Origin of the sequence: Streptomyces sp. NBC_01232 (assembly GCF_035989885.1) — a bacterium.
Taxonomy (GTDB): domain Bacteria; phylum Actinomycetota; class Actinomycetes; order Streptomycetales; family Streptomycetaceae; genus Streptomyces.
Window position 1 is genome coordinate 4,402,137 of the sequence record NZ_CP108518.1, and the last position, 16,063, is coordinate 4,418,199.

Annotated in this window: 14 protein-coding genes; 10 read left to right on the plus strand and 4 right to left on the minus strand. The window is 72.9% G+C overall.

The features are described from left to right. Window positions 1-13: 13 nt before the first annotated feature. From OG444_RS20270 to OG444_RS20285, 4 genes are all read left to right on the plus strand, one after another. Window positions 14-499, plus strand: a complete 486-nt coding sequence (locus OG444_RS20270) for a hypothetical protein (RefSeq protein WP_327263499.1) — start codon at window positions 14-16, stop codon at window positions 497-499. Window position 500: 1 nt separating this feature from the next. Next, complete coding sequence (locus OG444_RS20275) at window positions 501-905, plus strand: Imm50 family immunity protein (protein WP_327263500.1); 405 nt, start codon at window positions 501-503, stop codon at window positions 903-905. Between the two features lie 52 nt (window positions 906-957). Continuing rightward, window positions 958-1,722, plus strand: coding sequence for a hypothetical protein (locus OG444_RS20280; RefSeq protein ID WP_327263501.1), 765 nt, complete (start codon window positions 958-960; stop codon window positions 1,720-1,722). Window positions 1,723-1,892: 170 nt separating this feature from the next. After that, window positions 1,893-4,661 carry a PKD domain-containing protein gene (locus OG444_RS20285; protein ID WP_327263502.1) on the plus strand — a complete coding sequence of 923 codons (2,769 nt, stop codon included), beginning with the start codon at window positions 1,893-1,895 and terminating at the stop codon, window positions 4,659-4,661. Window positions 4,662-4,767: 106 nt separating this feature from the next. Here the strand turns inward: OG444_RS20285 and OG444_RS20290 are convergent, their stop codons facing one another. Further along, window positions 4,768-5,973, minus strand: coding sequence for a DUF1266 domain-containing protein (locus tag OG444_RS20290; RefSeq protein WP_327263503.1), 1,206 nt, complete (start codon window positions 5,971-5,973; stop codon window positions 4,768-4,770). Window positions 5,974-6,147: 174 nt separating this feature from the next. Then, window positions 6,148-7,122 (minus strand): GntR family transcriptional regulator, encoded by a 975-nt coding sequence (locus tag OG444_RS20295; RefSeq protein WP_327263504.1) that lies wholly within the window; start codon window positions 7,120-7,122, stop codon window positions 6,148-6,150. Window positions 7,123-7,289: 167 nt separating this feature from the next. On the opposite strand from OG444_RS20295, the gene OG444_RS20300 reads away from it, so the two are divergent. The 3 genes from OG444_RS20300 (at window position 7,290) to OG444_RS20310 (ending at window position 10,772) form a co-directional block, all read left to right on the plus strand. Beyond that, on the plus strand, window positions 7,290-8,399 hold the full coding sequence (locus OG444_RS20300) for an FAD-dependent monooxygenase (RefSeq protein ID WP_327263505.1): 1,110 nt from the start codon (window positions 7,290-7,292) through the stop codon (window positions 8,397-8,399). Window positions 8,400-8,528: 129 nt separating this feature from the next. Next, window positions 8,529-10,424: a C1 family peptidase gene (locus tag OG444_RS20305; RefSeq protein WP_327263506.1), complete on the plus strand. Its 1,896-nt coding sequence runs from the start codon at window positions 8,529-8,531 to the stop codon at window positions 10,422-10,424. Between the two features lie 15 nt (window positions 10,425-10,439). Next, window positions 10,440-10,772, plus strand: coding sequence for a protease inhibitor I42 family protein (locus OG444_RS20310; protein ID WP_327263507.1), 333 nt, complete (start codon window positions 10,440-10,442; stop codon window positions 10,770-10,772). On the opposite strand, the gene OG444_RS20315 is transcribed toward OG444_RS20310, so the two are convergent. Next, entirely contained in the window at window positions 10,756-11,937 is a 1,182-nt protein-coding gene (locus OG444_RS20315; protein ID WP_327263508.1) for a DUF418 domain-containing protein, read from the minus strand. The two genes, OG444_RS20310 and OG444_RS20315, sit on opposite strands and share 17 nt — an antisense overlap. A gap of 228 nt (window positions 11,938-12,165) precedes the next feature. On the opposite strand from OG444_RS20315, the gene OG444_RS20320 reads away from it, so the two are divergent. Beyond that, a complete protein-coding gene (locus tag OG444_RS20320) occupies window positions 12,166-12,816 on the plus strand; it encodes a GntR family transcriptional regulator (RefSeq protein WP_327263509.1) in 651 nt (216 codons plus the stop codon). 8 nt (window positions 12,817-12,824) lie between these two features. Next, window positions 12,825-14,216, plus strand: a complete 1,392-nt coding sequence (locus OG444_RS20325; RefSeq protein WP_327263510.1) for an MFS transporter — start codon at window positions 12,825-12,827, stop codon at window positions 14,214-14,216. Window positions 14,217-14,291: 75 nt separating this feature from the next. Here OG444_RS20325 and OG444_RS20330 read toward each other — a convergent pair whose 3' ends face one another. After that, on the minus strand, window positions 14,292-15,122 hold the full coding sequence (locus OG444_RS20330) for a maleylpyruvate isomerase family mycothiol-dependent enzyme (RefSeq protein WP_327263511.1): 831 nt from the start codon (window positions 15,120-15,122) through the stop codon (window positions 14,292-14,294). Between the two features lie 150 nt (window positions 15,123-15,272). Between OG444_RS20330 and OG444_RS20335 the strand changes: the two genes are divergently transcribed. Then, window positions 15,273-16,049, plus strand: a complete 777-nt coding sequence (locus tag OG444_RS20335) for a carbon-nitrogen family hydrolase (protein WP_327263512.1) — start codon at window positions 15,273-15,275, stop codon at window positions 16,047-16,049. Window positions 16,050-16,063: the final 14 nt, after the last annotated feature.

Here is a 16,063-nt window from a genome sequence, read left to right on the forward strand (position 1 = left end):
CCCCGGTGACCCCGTGAACTGGGCGGACCTCGTCCCAGGCCCCCCGGCCCTCGCGCCGTACTACGACGAGGTGCCCGGCCTCACGGGCGTACGGCTGAGGTCGGTGCACGCGGACGGCTGGGGTTCGTGCGTGATCCTGCGGCTGGACCTGCCGCGGTTCCCGGACCGCTGGGACGGCGGGCCCGGGGACACGCTGCAGTGCCAGATCGGCTTCTCGCACGTCGAGGACTTCGTGATGGAGGGCTGGCGGCCACCGGTGACGGCGGACATCGGGCTCACGCCCCTGCCCCGCAACCGGCTGGCCGTCCACGTCACGGCGCCCGGCACCGAGGTGTCGTTCACGACGGTCGCCTCGCTGACCCTGGGCAAGGTCGGGGTCTTCACCCAGGACGCGGACGGCGGCGACGGCGGGCCGCGCCGGCACGTCGTACCCCTGTACGACCGGCTGTACCCGACGCTGCCCCCGACCCACGTCAACATCTTCTACGAGAGGGCCTGAGATGAGCCTGGCCCCGTGGCCCGAACTGGCCGCGCTCTACGACACCCCGCCGGAGCTGTCCTCCTGCCCGCTGTACGACGTCCACGTGGACGAGCGGGACACCTCCGTCACCCTCGGACTCCAAACGGCGCAACTGCCCGACCACCCCGAACCGGAGTGGGCGCGGAGCACCTACAACACCCTGTGCTTCTTCCTCGTGTTCACCGGCGTCGAGGACCTGCGGATGACGGGCATCGCCTCCGAACACCCGGATCGCCACGACCGCACGGTACGCGTCACGGGGGCCGGCCCCGGTGGGGGCGGGCGGTCGTGGGTTTCGGTGACCAGCGGGAGCCGCACCATCGGCTTCTCGGCCGCCGCCTCCGCCGTCACCGGCACCCGCGTGTGCCTCCAGGGACCCGAGTGAGCGCGCTCCGCGCCCCCGGAAGGTAACCTCCGCCCCGGGGAAGGGGGCAGGGGTGTCCATCGCCGAATTGCAGGTGTACTCCGTCGAGGAGGCCGACGTCACGGGCGGCGTGTGCGTGGTCCGGTGCGTCGGCGGGGTGGCGCGGGCCGGACAGGTCTACGCCGTGGGGGAGTCCAGGATCGGCCTGCGCCGCATCGAGCGCCACGGGCGGGCCGTCGGCTCCTTCGACGCCGGGCACGTCGCGAAGGTCCACCTCGCGGGGGCCATGGTGGCGCTGCTCACCCGGGGCCAGGTGCTGACCTCCGTGCCGCCCGACGGGCACTCGCTGGAGGACCTGGAGGCCTGGCTGGCCACCGACCCGCCGCTGCTGGACGAACCGCACCCGCGGACCCTGCGCGTGCTCGCCGGGGTGCGGATGCGGGACGAGCGGCTGCCGGAGGGGATCCGGCTGCGCTGGGGCCGCCTCGCGCTGGCCGCCACCCACCGCTGCGCGCGGGCCGAGGGTGTGCCCGAGCTGCTCAGTGCGCCCGAACTGGCCTGCGTACGGGCCTACTTGATCCAGCAGTTTGGCCCGGAACGGGGCGGTGACCCGGCGGCCCTGTGCCGGGACCTGCTGGCGCTGATGGACCTGACCCCGGAACAGGCCGCGGCACAGGGCCGGGTCTGGCGCGACCTCCCGTACCACCGCATCCGGCACCTGCGCCGGATCAAGGGCCTGATCCCGTGGCTGGTCCTCGTCCGGCCGCACCTCGCGGACGCCGACCCCCTGGCGGTCGCGGTCGACGGCTGGTCGGCGGTCCGGCCGCAGCTTCCGTAGCCCGGGAAAGAAGCACGTGACATCGAGTTTCGGACACCGGATACTGATCACCGTACGCGGGGGGCTGCGTGCGCCCGACTGTCGCTGGGGGAACGGAACATCTACCAGTCGTGCGGCGCCGCAGCATCCTTCGTGACACCACGCTCTCTCTCCACGAAGGAACCCCACTGGTGCGTCCCACTCGCACGACGGTCCTGCTGACCGCAGGTCTCGTCACCCTTCTCGGTGTTCCGGCCGTCGCGGCCGCCGAGAATCCGACCGATCTCCACGTCAACAACCAGAGCGGCTCCAACTGCTCCGACACGGGGGCCGGTACGCAGGCCGTCCCGTACTGCACGATCTCGGCGGCGGCCAGGGCCGTGCTCCCGGGCCAGACCGTCCGGATCAAGCCGGGTTGGACATACGACGAGGCCGTCACCATCGACCGCTCGGGAGCGCCGGGCAAGCCGATCAGCTTCGTCGCCGAAGAAGGGTGGGACGGCCAGCAGGCCGATCTCGGCGAGCTGCTGACCGTCCGGGGTGCCTCCCACGTGGTGCTCGGCAGCCTGTTCACCCGCGGCGGTGTTCAGATCAGCGGATCCACCGACGTCGGGATGGACCGGATCCGCGCCGCGCGCGGCAGGCTCGACGGCGTCGTGGTCGACGGCGCGAGCAAGGACGTCCGCATCGGCCGGAGCAATCTGGTCGGCGTCCGCATCGAGGGCGGCTCGCAGGGCACCGTCCTGAGCCGCAACCTCATCACCGGCTCGGCGCAGCCGGGGGTCACCGCCGTCGACGCACCCGGCACCGTCGTCACCAACAACACGGTCCGCGGATACTGCGCGACCGGCGTCTCGGTCGGCGGCGCCTCGACGGGCTCCGGCCTGTTCAACAACGTGATCGTCACCGAGGGGCGCAGCAGCTACTGCAAGACCGACGAGCCGCGCAACGCGATCCTGGTCGAGCAGAGCGCGACGGCGGGCACCGTCGTCGACTACAACCTGGTCACCGGCGTTCCGTCCGCCCCCGTGCAAATGCCGTACCGCTGGGCCGGCACCACGTACCCGGACCCGGCGGCGTTCCATGCCGCGACGGGTCAGGGCGGGCACGACATCCTGACCGCAGGCCAGGCCGGAGTGGGTCCGGTCGAAGGTTCCCCGACCGTCGACTCCGCCGACCCGACGGCTCCGGGCGTACTGCCCAGTGACATCAACAGGAAACCGACCGGGGACGACCCGAGTGTCCCCAATACCGGGAAGAACGGCGGTTACCTCGACCGCGGCGCCTACGAGACCCACGACGGCCTGAGCCAGGCCTGGATGAACATCGACAAGACCTGGGCGCCGGCCGGCACGAAGGTGGAGGTGCAGGCCGTCTCCGACAGCCGCTGGCCCACCGCGATGAGCTACCACGTCGACTTCGGCGACGGGACGGCCCCGGTCGTCACCCAGCAGGGCACCGGCGCCCACGGCCTGGCCACGCACGCCTACGGCAAGCCGGGCGACTACGTGATCAAGGTGACGGCCGTCAACGGCGCCGGCCAGCAGGCCACCACCCAGCAGACGACCAAGGTGACTCCCGCAGGACCGCTGACAGCGGCCTTCTCGGCAACTCCGTTCCTGCCCGCCCCGAACGACACCGCGACGCGCGTTCCCCCGCTGACCATGTCCTTCGACCCCTCGGCCTCGGCGACGCCGTGGCCGGTGGAGCGCACCGACGTGGACTTCGGAGACGGCGTGCAGAGGAGCTTCCCGGGTCTGGCCATCGGCAAGTACACCTACTCCAGGCCCGGCGACTACACGGCGACCGTCACCGTCGTCGACGTCAAGGGCACCAGGTCCACGACGACCCGGCCCGTACACGTGGAGTACGCCAAGGGCGGCTACACGGCCGTAACGCCCTTCCGGCTCAAGGACACCCGCGTCAACGGCGGCACCCTCCAGGGCGGCAGCCCCGCGTCCATCGGCATGCCGATCCCGTTCAACGCGGCGGGCAGCGCTTCGGGCGGCATGTCCGCGGCGGTCATCAACGTCACCCTCACCAATGTCACACAGGACGCCTACCTCAACGTCTCGTCGGCGTACGACGACCGGCCGACGACCTCGAACATCAACGCCCGTGCGGGCGCCACGGTGTCCAACACGGTGACCGTCCCCGTGAGCGAGATCGGCCAGGTCTGGTTCTACCTCAACGCCGGCCGCGCCGACGTGATCGTGGACTTCGTCGGCTACTACCAGCCCAACGCCGGGGAGAAGTTCAGCCCCGTCGCCCCGGCCCGCCTCGCCGACACCCGTACCCCGGGCGCGGGCGGCGCCGTCGCCGGTGGCACCACCCGTACCGTCAAGGTCGCGGGCGTCGGCGGGATCCCGGCGGACGCCAAGGCCGTCGCGGTGAACCTGACGAGCACCGAGGCGACGCAGAACTCGTACGTGGTCGCCTACCCGGACCCGGCGAAGCGGCCCGAGCCGGCGTCGAACCTGAACCCGGAGCCCGGCAAGGCCAACTCGAACCAGGCCATCGTGCCGGTCGGCCCGGACGGGACGATCACCCTGTACAACCACGCCGGTTCCGCGCACCTGATCGTGGACGCGGTGGGCTACTACGGCAAGAACGGCAAGGCCCTCTACACGCCGGTCGTGCCGAAGCGTCTCGCGGACACCCGTACGACGGGCAAGCTCGCCGCGGGCGCCACCACGACCGTGTCCGGCGTGCCGGCCGGCGCGGTGGGCGCGGTGCTGAACCTGACGGCGACCGAGAGCACCGGTGCGGGCTTCCTGACCGCGCACGCCTTCGGCTCGGCCCGCCCGGAGGCGAGCAGCCTGCAGACGCTGCCGGGTCTGACCGTCTCGAACCACGTGACGACCCCGGTCGCGGACGGCAGGATCAGCGTCTACAACAGCCAGTGGGGCGGTCCGAACCACGTGATCGCCGACCTGCTCGGGTACTTCACCCAGGGCTAGTACCCCGGACGCATCGAAGGACGGACCACCGAGCCCCGGTTCCCGCACACCGCGGGGGCCGGGGCTCCGTGCTGCGTGCCCGGGGCGGGGCCGTGGCCGGGCGTCCTCAGGTCCAGGGGATGTTGAGCCAGGGGCTGGCCGGGTCGGTCGTCAGCGTGAGGTGGGTGCCGAGGGAGGTCGTGTACCAGGTGCCGAACTGCTCCTCGTCGAAGTGCAGGCACCGGGCGAGGGAGTATCCGGCGGAGAACTCCTCCCACGAGCGGTACGTGTCGCGCGCCGCCTCCCCGGCGCGCAGTACGGCCGCCTCGGCGTCGGCGACGGTCCCGTAGCGGCAGGCGACGCCCCAGCGGGCCATCTGGGAGGCCCGGCCGATGTCCCAGGCCTCCACCGAGCGGACCCAGCCGTTCTCGGGGAGCAGCCCGTCGGCGCGGAAGCGCTGCTCGTAGCGGGCGATCCGGCCGATGAGCCGGTTGACGCCGGCTATCTCCCCCTCCACCTCCGCGGCGGGGCGCGGCTGGGCGACGGTGACCCCGTCGGCGGTGAGCTTCGGTTCGGCGGCGCGCTCGGCGCCCCGGCGCAGGCTCGCCCCGGCGGCGTGCCGCCAGTGTTCGGTGTCCACGGGCCCGGCGAAGTCGGCGGCGAGGACCCGGCGGACGCGGAGCGCGTACTCCCAGACGGAGCTGACCGCTTCGGCCCGCAGGAGCATCTCCAGGACGGAGAGCCATTCGGCCCGGTCGGTGATGCCCCAGGACTTCTCGACCCGGCGGCGCTCGTGCCGGTAGCCGCTGCCGTGGTGGGCGAGGGAGTTCCAGAACTCCCCGTTCGTCACCGCGAGATGACCGCCGACGGCGAGGCCGTGGGCGACGGGCCCGTGCAGCGGGCCGCCGGTGAAGAGCGCGTGGATCCTGCCCTCGGGCAGGCCGACGCCGGGGGCGGCCTCCGCGTGGGCGCGCCAGCGGGCCAGGTCGGCGGGGGTGGTGGTGAGGTAGGCCTCGCAGGGGGAGCCCGGGTTGACGGCGAGGAAGGCGGGGTCGTCGGCGGCCCAGACCTTGGCGAACCAGCGCAGTCTGCGCGGCTCGTACACCGTTTCGGGGGTGGGGGCGGGGAGCATCCCGGCGGTGTGGACGACGAGCATCCGGTCCGGGGTGGGGTGGAAGAACGTCGAGTCGGGACGGGCGTCGACCTGGGACCGGTGCTGCGCCAAGTACAGCTGGTTCCGCGCGAGTACGTCGAAGTACGCGGGCCAGTCGCCGGCCGTCTTGGCCTCGTACAGCTCTCTCTCGATGACGCTCGGCGCGATCCAGGTCCCCATGCGTCCGAGCCTAAGGGCTGTCCCGTAATCCGCGGTGGGTCAGCGCACGGCGTCAGATGCGGTGCATCGCAAGGCGGAGGGTCGTACTCATACCGGGTGTATTCGGGCGATCCGACAACGCAGCGAGGTGCCGTAGCTGGCGTCGTGCGCCCGCCGGGGATTACGGGACAGCCCTTAGCCTTCGACGACGGGGGTCAGGCCGTCGAGCAGCGCCCGCAGGCCCAGCTCGAAGAGCGCGTCGAGGCGCAGGTCGTAGCCGTCCTCGAAGGATCCGACCAGCTTGGCGAAGGTCGGGAAGCGGCCGGAGTCCACCAGTTCCCGGAGGATGTGTGAGCGGCTGTCCATCCACTGGTCCTCCGACTGGCCGGTGGCGGCTTCGGCGTTGGCCTCCAGCTCCAGGTGGACCGCGAGGCCCTGCACATGGCTGTAGAGCAGGACGTGGATGTCGAAGAGCGTCGTCGGGTCCAGTCCGTGGCCGTCGAGGGCGTTCAGCATCCACTCGCCGTGGACGAGCAGACCGGGCAGGAGCAGCGGGCGGGTGAGGGAGCCGATCTGGGCCAGCCACGGGTGCTTGCGGTACAGGCTCCACAGGGTCCGGGCGCCCATCTCGATGCGCTCCCGCCAGTGCGCGGGCGCCTCGGCCGGGTAGGACTCCTCACCGAAGGCGGCGTCGGCCATCAGCAGGACCAGGTCGTCCTTGCTCGGGACGTACCGGTAGGTGGACATCGCCGCGACCCCGAGCCGGGCCGCGACACCGCGCATGGAGAGCGCCGCGAGCCCTTCGGCGTCGGCGATGGCGATGGCGGCGCGGACGATCCGGTCGAGGCTCAACTCCTGGTCCGTGCCGGTGTCGGTGTCCGGGGTGATGGACGGGGCGGAGGACGGGCGCCTGCGGGCCGCCGCGTCGGGCGCTGCGGCTGCGGCGACGACCGTGCCGATCCGGGGTCGGGCCTCGACCAGGCCCTCCAGGCGCAGGGTGGTGAGGGCCTTGGTGGCGGTGGCGAGCGCGACGCCCCATTGCGCGGCGATCTGCCGGGTGGAGGGGACCCGTTCCCCGGGGGCGAGTTCCCCCTCGGCGATGCGCCGCCGCAGCGCTGCGACGATGCGCAGGTAGGGCGGATCGCCCGCCGGGCCTGTGGTCTGCGTCACGTTCTGCCGCCCTTCTCTCCTGTACTAGTGCAGAAGGTAGCAGCGGCGATGCGTGCCGGAGCCGGTCTGAGCTAGTACAGGGACGTCGTTCTGCCTGTTGAGAGCCCTGCGTGTACGTCGTACATTCAGTATGCGTACAGCGTACAGACCCAGTGGAGGAGCTTCTCATGCGGACCGTACTCATCTCCGGCGGCGGCATCGCCGGGCCCGTCCTCGCCCACCGCCTGCGCCACCACGGCTTCGAGCCCACCGTCGTCGAGCGCGCCCCCGGCCCGCGCGCCGGCGGGCAGGCCGTGGACGTCCGCGGCGTCGCGCTCGACGTCGTGGAGCGCATGGGCCTGCTGGACCGGGCGAGCCGCGTACGCACCCGGATGCGCGGCATGTCGGTCCTCGCCGCCGACGGCACCGAGGTCCACCGCTCCACCGAGTCGACCTTCAGCAGCGGCCGGCTCGACGGCGCGGACATGGAGCTGCTGCGCGAGGACCTGGTGCGGATGGTCCACGAGCGCACCCGTGCGGACATCGAGTACCTCTTCGGCGACGGCATCACCGGGCTGGAGGAGGACGCGAGCGGCGTGCACGTCCGGTTCGCGCACGCGGCGCCGCGCACCTTCGACCTCGTCGTCGGGGCGGACGGCCTGCACTCCACCGTGCGGCGCCTGGCCTTCGGCCCCGAGGAGCGCTTCACCCACCACCTGGGCAGCTACCTCTCGGTGTTCGCCGCGGACAACTTCCTCGCCCTGGACGACTGGCAGGTGTGGCTGCGGGACGGGGACATGGGATTCGGCATCATGCCCGTACGCGACAACACCGAACTGCGGATCGCCTTCGGCTTCGAGTCCGCCCCCCTGGCACCGGAGCTGCGTACCGGCGACGCCCTGCGGCGGCTCGTCGTCGACCGGCTGCAGACCCTTGAGTGGGAAGGCGCCCGCCTGGCCGACGCAGCCCGGAAGGCCCCCGACTTCTACTGCGACGCGATGGCCCAGATCCGCATGGACCAGTGGTCGCGGGGCCGGGTGACCCTGCTCGGCGACGCCGGCTACTGCCCCTCGCCCCTCTCGGGGCAGGGCACCAGTCTGGCCCTGGTGGGCGCCCACGTACTGGCCCACTGCCTCGCGCAGGCGTCCGGCGACCACCACCGCGGTTACGCCCGCTACGAGGAGCGGATGCGGCCCTTCGTCACGCTCAACCAGGCGCTGGCGACGGAGAACCCCGGCGGACCCGCCTCGGAGGAATCCGTGACGCGGGCCAAGAACGCGATCGCGCTGGACGGCTGAACCCGGGGCCGTCCGGGTGGCACGCCCCCTCGTGCCACCGCGCGACCGTGCGGACCCCCTTGACGCCCCCCTGCGCCGGGGGGACGCTCCCGAATCTTGAATCCGAACGGTTGCAGCTGGGGGGCCGCCATGCCGGAGGAGTCTGTCCAGTCGGTGGGGGAGTTGCGCGCGCAGCTCGTCGCACAGGGGGCGCGCTGGTCGGTCCTGGAGCATCTCGCCGACGAGGAGCCCGTGCCGCGGCCCTCGCTCGGTCTGGAGCCCGGGGCGAACCTGACGCCCGCAAGGGAAGCGGGGGTGATCGACCTTGCGGGGACCATCGGCCACGCGAGCGGGAACCCGCATCTCACCCGACGCCGGGCCGCCCACGGGCTGCTGCCCGGCGCACCGGGGCCGGTGACCGCCGCCCGCCCCGCCGCCGTGGACTGGCGCAGCCGCTGGGGCCGGCCGTGGATCACCAAGGTGAAGGACCAGAACCCGTGCGGTTCCTGCTGGGCCTTCGGCGCCGCGGGCCTGGTGGAGTCCATGGCCCGGATCGAGCACGACGTATGGGCGGAGCGCTCCGAGGGGGACGTGCACGACGGCCTGCGCTTCACCTGCGGGCAGGGCAGCAATCCGGAGACCGCCCTGGACTGGATCAAGGCGAACGGCGGGCTCGCCGACCCGGACTGCTGGCCGTACAGCACCCCGCCCGCGGGGCTGCCGGCCGCCCGGCGCGACGCCTGGCGCGCCGAGTACACGCCCAGCTGGGACCGGTCCGGCCGGACCGTCCGGATCTCCGACTACGTCCGGCTCGGCGACGTCGAGCAGCAGAAGGTCTGGCTGGACACGGTCGGCCCGCTGACCGCCTGCTTCGACGTCTACGACGACTTCTTCGGGCTCGGCTCCGGTGTCTACCACCGCACCAGCGACCGTCTCGCGGGCGGCCACTGCGTGCTGATCGTCGGCTACGACGACGCGGCCGGCTGCTGGCTGTTCAAGAACTCCTGGGGGACCGGCTACCACGTCGGCGGCTACGGCCGGATCGCCTACGGCGAGACCGGCATCGACCACTGGGCCAAGTGCGGCCTGCGCGGCACCAACCCCGACCCGTGGACCAAGCGCCGGCTGCACACCGGCAACGTCTACGAGAGCGGCAACGGCCGCGCCCACCGCAACTTCGAGCTCCTCGCCACCGCCCCCGGCGGCCGCCTCCAGCACTGGTGGCGCGAGGGGGACCCGCCGTTCGCCTGGTCCCGCGCGGGCACCTTCGCCAGCGACGCCTCCGGCCAGCCCGCCTTCACGGGGACCACCTACAACCGCAACATGGAGTCCCTGCACGTGACCACCGGCGGCCGGCTGCGCCACTGGTACTACGAGCAGTCGGCCGGCGTCTGGCGCGACGGCGGTGTCTTCGGGCCCGGTGACGCGGCGGCCGGCTCGACCCCGGCGTTCATCCAGAGCGACTACGGCAGGCCGGGCAACTTCGAGGTGGTGGTGCGGACCGCCGACGGCCGCCTGGGCCACTGGTGGCGGATCAACGGCGCCCCCTGGACCTGGAACGACGGCGGCCGGTTCGCCTCCGGCATCGCCCACTACGGGCCCGCGCTCGTCCAGACCCGCGCCCGCCACCTCGACCTCGTCGCCGCCCTCACCGACGGCCGCATGCAGCTGTGGTGGCGCGACGATCCGAACGGCTTCACCTGGCGGGCCGGGGAGATCTTCGGCAGCGGTACGCCCGCCGTCTCCGCGCCCTGCCTGATCGAGGGGCAGTCCGGTGCCGCCGACGAGGACACCGCGGGGAACTACGAGCTGTGCGTGGCCGTCGCCGGCGGGCAGGTCGAGCACTGGTGGCGCGGCAACGCGAGCGGCTCGCCGTGGCGGCGCAGCGCGGTCTTCGGGCACGACGTCGCCTCGGTCACCGGGATGCTCCAGGGCAGTTTCGGGTTCAACCTGGAAGTCATCGTCCTGCGCACCGACCGCCGTCTTCAGCACTACTGGCGCGACGGCGCGGGGTGGCACGAGGGGTCGGTCATCGGCCCCGTCTGAGAGGACCGGGCGGGCGTGGAGGTACGGAGCATCGTGCTGGGCCCGGACGAGCCGTACGAGCTGCGGCTCACCGGGCGCGGGGCGCGCGGGTACGTGTGGACCTGGCAGGTCACCGGGGACGCGGACGTGGTGACGGTGGCCGAGGCCCCCGTGGGCCGGGCCGCCCCCGAGGCGGCCCCGCCGCCGGGGGCGGCGGTGGAGCGGGCCTACGTCGTCCGGGGTCGCGCCCCGGGCGGGGGCCGGGCCCGGATCCGCTTCGTGCAGGTCCGGCCGCCCTACCCGGACGAGGCCCCGTACGACGAGTTCGTGCTGGACGTGGAGGTCGTGTCGGTCACCGGCGCGGCCTGAGGACCGTGCGCTGTACGGCCTCCAGGGGGCCGTGGCCGAAGCGGCGCAGCCACAGCCACGATCCGGCGGCCAGGGCCAGGCTCACGCCGGCCCACAGGCCCATCACCCACCAGGGGCCGCTGCCGCCCAGGCGCTCGGCGAGGCCGAGCCCGATGCCGTAGCAGAGCAGCATGCAGAGCAGGTTCTGGGCGACGTAGCAGGACAGGGCGGTGCGGCCGACGGAGCCGAGGGCGGTGGTCACGGGGGCCGGGAACCACCGGCGGTCGAGGGCGATGCCGATCAGGCCGATGTAGCCGAGGGCGAGCAGCGGCGCGGCTCCGTAGCGTCCCAGGAGGTAGAAGTCGCCGCCGCCGAGGGTGGTCGCGGCGTTCAGCGGCAGTCCCAGGCCCAGGCCCCACGCGGCCAGCCGGGTCCGGATGCGGCGGCCGTCCGCGGTGGCGGTGAAGGCGCCCGCGCGGTGCAGCCGCACTCCGAGGAGGAAGAGGAACACGAGCAGTCCGAAGGAGATGACCGGCTCGATGCGCAGGGCGAGGAAGTGCTCCAGGCGGAAGGCGATCTGGGCGGGGTAGCTGCCGTGCGCGTACAGCTCGACGGCGGCCGGGTCCGGACTCTTCGGGGCGCCGGCCGGCCGGCTCAGCGCGTCGAGGGTCAGCAGGGAGATCAGCGCCAGGTGCAGTCCGCCGGCCGCCCACATGGCCCGCCTGCGCACCTTCTCGGAGCGGGCCAGCAGCCAGGCGACGAGGAGGGCGGTGACGGCGTACCCCATCAGCACGTCCCAGGCGAAGACGAGCACGAAGTGGACGGTGCCCTCGACGAAGAGGAAGGCGGCGCGGCGCGGATAGCGGCCGGGCCAGGGGTCGCCGCGGCGGGCGGCGGAGTCGTACTGGATGGCCAGGCCCACGCCGAACAGGACCGTCAGCAGGGCCAGGAACTTGCCGTCCGCGAGGAAGCGGAAGACGCTCTCCGCGAGGTTCGCGGCGGAGGGGTCGGTGAGCGGGTCGGGCGCCTTCAGGCCGCCCTGCAGCACCCCCCACTCCGAGCCCGGGGAGGTGAAGATCCAGACGTTGGTCATGAGGGTGCCGAGGATGGCGGCGCCGCGCAGGACGTCGAGGAGGGGAAGCCGCGCGGTCTTCCGTGCTGCCGGGGCGATCAGGGTGTCGGCCATGACTTCAGCGTCCCGGCGCGCGGGGGCCCGTACGTCCTGCGGGCGGACGAAGGGGCCGTACATCCTTCGATGCAGCGGGCGGGCGGCGATCCGAGACCCACGACCCGGGATCCGCGCCCCGGGACTCGCGACCCGGGTCGCGGATCCCGGGATCCGCGCCCCACGGTGACGGGTCCACATCCTGGACCCGTCACCGGCTTGCACCTCTGTTGTATCTATCCTGTGCGCATGCCCGCCCCCACCAGTACCGTGACCGCCGCCGAGCGGGTCTACCAGCACGTCAAGCAAGGGGTGCTCGACCGCCGGTACGAGGGCGGCACCCTCCTCACCGAGGGCGAACTCGCCGCGGCCGTCGGGGTGTCCCGTACGCCCGTCCGCGAGGCACTGCTGCGGCTGGAGACCGAGGGGCTGCTGAAGCTGTACCCGAAGAAGGGCGCGCTGGTCCTCCAGGTCTCCGCTCAGGAGATCACCGACGTCCTCGAAACCCGTCTGCTGGTCGAGGAGTTCACCGTACGAAGGGCCGTGCCGGCCCCACCGGGCCTGCTGGACCGGCTCGCCGCCCTGCTGGACGAACAGCGCCGGCACGCCGCCGGGGGCGACCTCGCCGCGATGATGGCCGCCGACCGGGGCTTCCACGCGGAGATCGTGCGCAGCGCCGGGAACCAGATCCTGTGCCGGCTCTACGACCAGCTCCGCGACCGCCAGCTGCGGATGGGCGTGGCCCTGCTGCACGCCCACCCGGAACGGCTGGACCGCACCCTCGCCGAGCACGCCGAGATCCTGGACGCGCTGCGCGCCGGGGACGCGGACACGGCGGCTGCGGCGGTCCGCGGGCACATCGGGCGCGTCGACGCCCTGGTGCGGGGGCCGGGCCGGTGAGCGGCGCCGTGAGCGCCTCCCCCGACAGGGCCGGCATACCCGCCGATCCGCCGGGCGGCGGGCGGGCCGTCGCCGTCTGGAGCATCGGCGTCGCCGTCTACTTCGTTGCGGTGATCTTCCGTACCAGCCTGGGCGTGGCCGGCCTCGACGCCGCCGACCGCTTCCACGTGGGCGCCTCGGCGCTGGCCACCTTCTCCCTCCTCCAACTGCTCGTCTACGCGGGCATGCAGATCCCGGTCGGCCTCATGGTCGACCGGCTCGGCACCAAGAAAGTGCTGACCCTGGGCGCGGTCCTCTTCACCGTCGGCCAGCTGGGCTTCGCGCTGTCGCCCTCCTACGGGATGGCCCTCGCCGCGCGGGCACTGCTCGGCTGCGGCGACGCGATGACCTTCATCTCGGTGCTGCGGCTCGGCACCCGGTGGTTCCCGGCCCGGCGCGGGCCGCTCATGGCGCAGCTGGCCGGGCTCGTCGGCATGGCGGGCAACCTCGTCTCCACCCTCGTCCTCGCCCCCGTGCTGCACGGGGTCGGCTGGACCGCCGCCTTCGCGGGCAGCGCGGTGGCGGGCCTGGTGGTCCTCGTCCCGCTGGTGCTGTTCCTGCGCGACCACCCCGAGGGGTACGGGCCGAAGCCCGCGCCGGGCGGTACGGCGGCCGCCGGGCCAGGCGGGGGCTCCGGCGGGTTCGTGCGCCGCCAGATCCGGGAGTCCTGGGCCGAACCCGGCACCCGGCTCGGCCTGTGGGTGCACTTCACCACGCAGTTCCCCGCGATGGTGTTCCTGCTGCTGTGGGGGATGCCGTTCCTGGTCGAGGCGCAGGGGCTGTCACGGACCACCGCGGGCGGGCTGCTGACCCTGGTCGTCGCCTCGAACATGGCGCTCGGGCTGGTCTACGGACAGGTCGTGGGCCGCCGCCAGTCCGCGCGCATCCCGCTCGCCCTGGGCACGGTCGGCCTCACGGCCCTGCTGTGGGCGGCGGTCCTCGTGTACCCGGGCGACCGGGCGCCGATGTGGCTGCTGGTCTCCCTCTGCCTGGTCCTGGGCACCTGCGGACCGGCGTCGATGATCGGCTTCGACTTCGCCCGCCCGGCCAACCCGGCGGAGCGCCAGGGCACCGCCTCCGGGATCACGAACATGGGCGGCTTCATCGCGTCCATGACCACGCTGCTGACGGTGGGCGTCCTGCTGGACGCCACCGGCGACAACTTCCGCATCGCCTTCTCCACGGTCTTCGTCCTCGAAGCGGTGGGCGTCATCAGCATCCTGCGGCTGCGCCCCCGCGCCCTGGCCCGCGAGGCGGACCGGGTCCGCCTCACGATCCCCGCCCAGGATCCGGAACAGAAGCCGGAGCCGGTGCCCCGGGCGTGCCCGCTCCCGGAAACAGCCGGGCGCGAGGCGCCGTAGGGCCACGTCCGCCGGGGTGCCCGGCGGACGGGCTGCCCGCCGGCCGGGCGCGGGTCCTCGTACCGGCCGCTCCCGCTACGGGGTCACGGAGAACTGCGTGAGGATCGCGTCCGCCAGCTCGACGTCGCCCTCCACCTTCACCCGGTCGGCGACGGTGTGCGCCCGCACCCGGCCGGCCGCGAGGCGCACGTACGTCTCCCAGTCCAGGGTCAGGGTCACCGCCGGGCCCAGCGACGGCGACTTGTCCACCGTGCCGCGGCCGTCCGCGTCCACCCGCACCGTCCGCATGAACTCCAGCTGACCGTGCACGTCGATCACCACCGCCGAGTTCGCGGGTGCCCCCGCCTTCTTGGCCACCACCTTCGGCAGCCCGGCCAGGAGGAGGTCCTGCGCCACGTGCGCACCCGGCGAGTCCCAGTTCCCCGGCATCCCCAGCGCCCACCGCAGGTCCTGCTCGTGGATCCACACGTCGAACGCCCGCAGCCGCAGCGCCTGCTCCAGCGTCACCTGGTCACCGAGCGGCCCGCGGACCATCGTGGCCGGATCCCGCTTCTCGTTCCGCAGCTGCCGCGCGCGGCGGATCACGGTGTATTCGAGCTCCGAGGTCATCTCCGGCGCGGTGTGGTGACGGCGTACGTCGACCTGCACCTCCATGTACCGGCTGAACTCGTCCACCACGTGGCGCAGGTCCCGCGCCACGGTGTGGATCGGTCGCGGGTCGCCGAGCTGCTCGCACTCGATGCCGATGATGTGTGACACGACATCACGGACCGACCAGCCGGGACACGGCGTCGCCCGGTTCCACTCGCCCTCCGTCAGCGGGAGGACCAACTCGGATATCGCCTCGATGGAGTGCGTCCACGCGTCGGCATAGGGCTGGAGGGCGGGATGCGGATGGACGGTCAACGGGACCCCTCGCGGTGCTGTTCAATGGCGCGTTTTAAGAAGCTGTGGACTCAGTTTCCAAAACTACGCTGCCGGTGAGCACCCCGGCAGTGCTTTCGTGTGACGATCGTAGGCCCGAGTTGACGGCTTGAACGCCAGGACGGTGGTAGTGTGCGCGCCTCGCTGATCCAAATCGCAGTGAACGAGGGCGAGTCGGTGTCTTCCCGACGTGCCCGCGTGGCCGAGCTCGTACGGGAGCAGGCGGACGCCGATCTCGTCGTCCTGCCGGAGCTGTGGCCGGTCGGCGCATTCGCGTACGAGCAGTTCGAGACCGAGGCCGAACCACTGGACGGCCCGACCTACGAGGCCATGTCCAAGGCGGCGCGCGACGCCGGCGTCTGGCTGCACGCGGGCTCGGTCGTGGAGCGCGCGGGCGACGGCTCCCTCTACAACACCGCCCTCGTCCTGTCCCCGGCGGGCGAGCTGGCCGCCACCTACCGGAAGATCCACCGCTTCGGCTTCGACCAGGGCGAGGCGGTCCTGATGTCGGCCGGCGACTCCCTGACCACGGTGGAGCTGCCGGAGCAGACCCTCGGCATCGCCACCTGCTACGACCTGCGCTTCCCGGAGCTGTTCCGCGGCCTCGTCGACGCCGGGGCCACCACGATGGTCGTCGCCGCGGGCTGGCCCGCGCGCCGCCGCTCGCACTGGACCCTGCTCAGCCGGGCACGCGCCGTGGAGGACCAGTCCTACGTCCTGGCCTGCGGACTGGCCGGCACCCACGCGGGCGTGGAACAGGCCGGGCACAGCCTGGTGGTGGACCCGTGGGGCGAGGTCCTGGCGGAGGCGGGCCCCGGCGAGGAGGTCCTCACCGTGGACCTCGACCCGGCCAAGGTCCCCGAGACCCGGTCCCAGTTCCCGGCCCTGAAGGACCGGCGCCTGCGCTGACGGGATGCCGGTGC

Excerpts from the sequence above, each read along its gene's own strand:
- OG444_RS20300 (WP_327263505.1), top strand. The coding sequence starts at position 7,290 with ATGCGGACCGTACTCATCTCCGGCGGCGGCATCGCCGGGCCCGTCCTC.
- OG444_RS20315 (WP_327263508.1), bottom strand. The coding sequence starts at position 11,937 with ATGGCCGACACCCTGATCGCCCCGGCAGCACGGAAGACCGCGCGGCTT.
- OG444_RS20320 (WP_327263509.1), top strand. The coding sequence starts at position 12,166 with ATGCCCGCCCCCACCAGTACCGTGACCGCCGCCGAGCGGGTCTACCAG.
- OG444_RS20305 (WP_327263506.1), top strand. The coding sequence starts at position 8,529 with ATGCCGGAGGAGTCTGTCCAGTCGGTGGGGGAGTTGCGCGCGCAGCTC.
- OG444_RS20290 (WP_327263503.1), bottom strand. The coding sequence starts at position 5,973 with ATGGGGACCTGGATCGCGCCGAGCGTCATCGAGAGAGAGCTGTACGAG.
- OG444_RS20275 (WP_327263500.1), top strand. The coding sequence starts at position 501 with ATGAGCCTGGCCCCGTGGCCCGAACTGGCCGCGCTCTACGACACCCCG.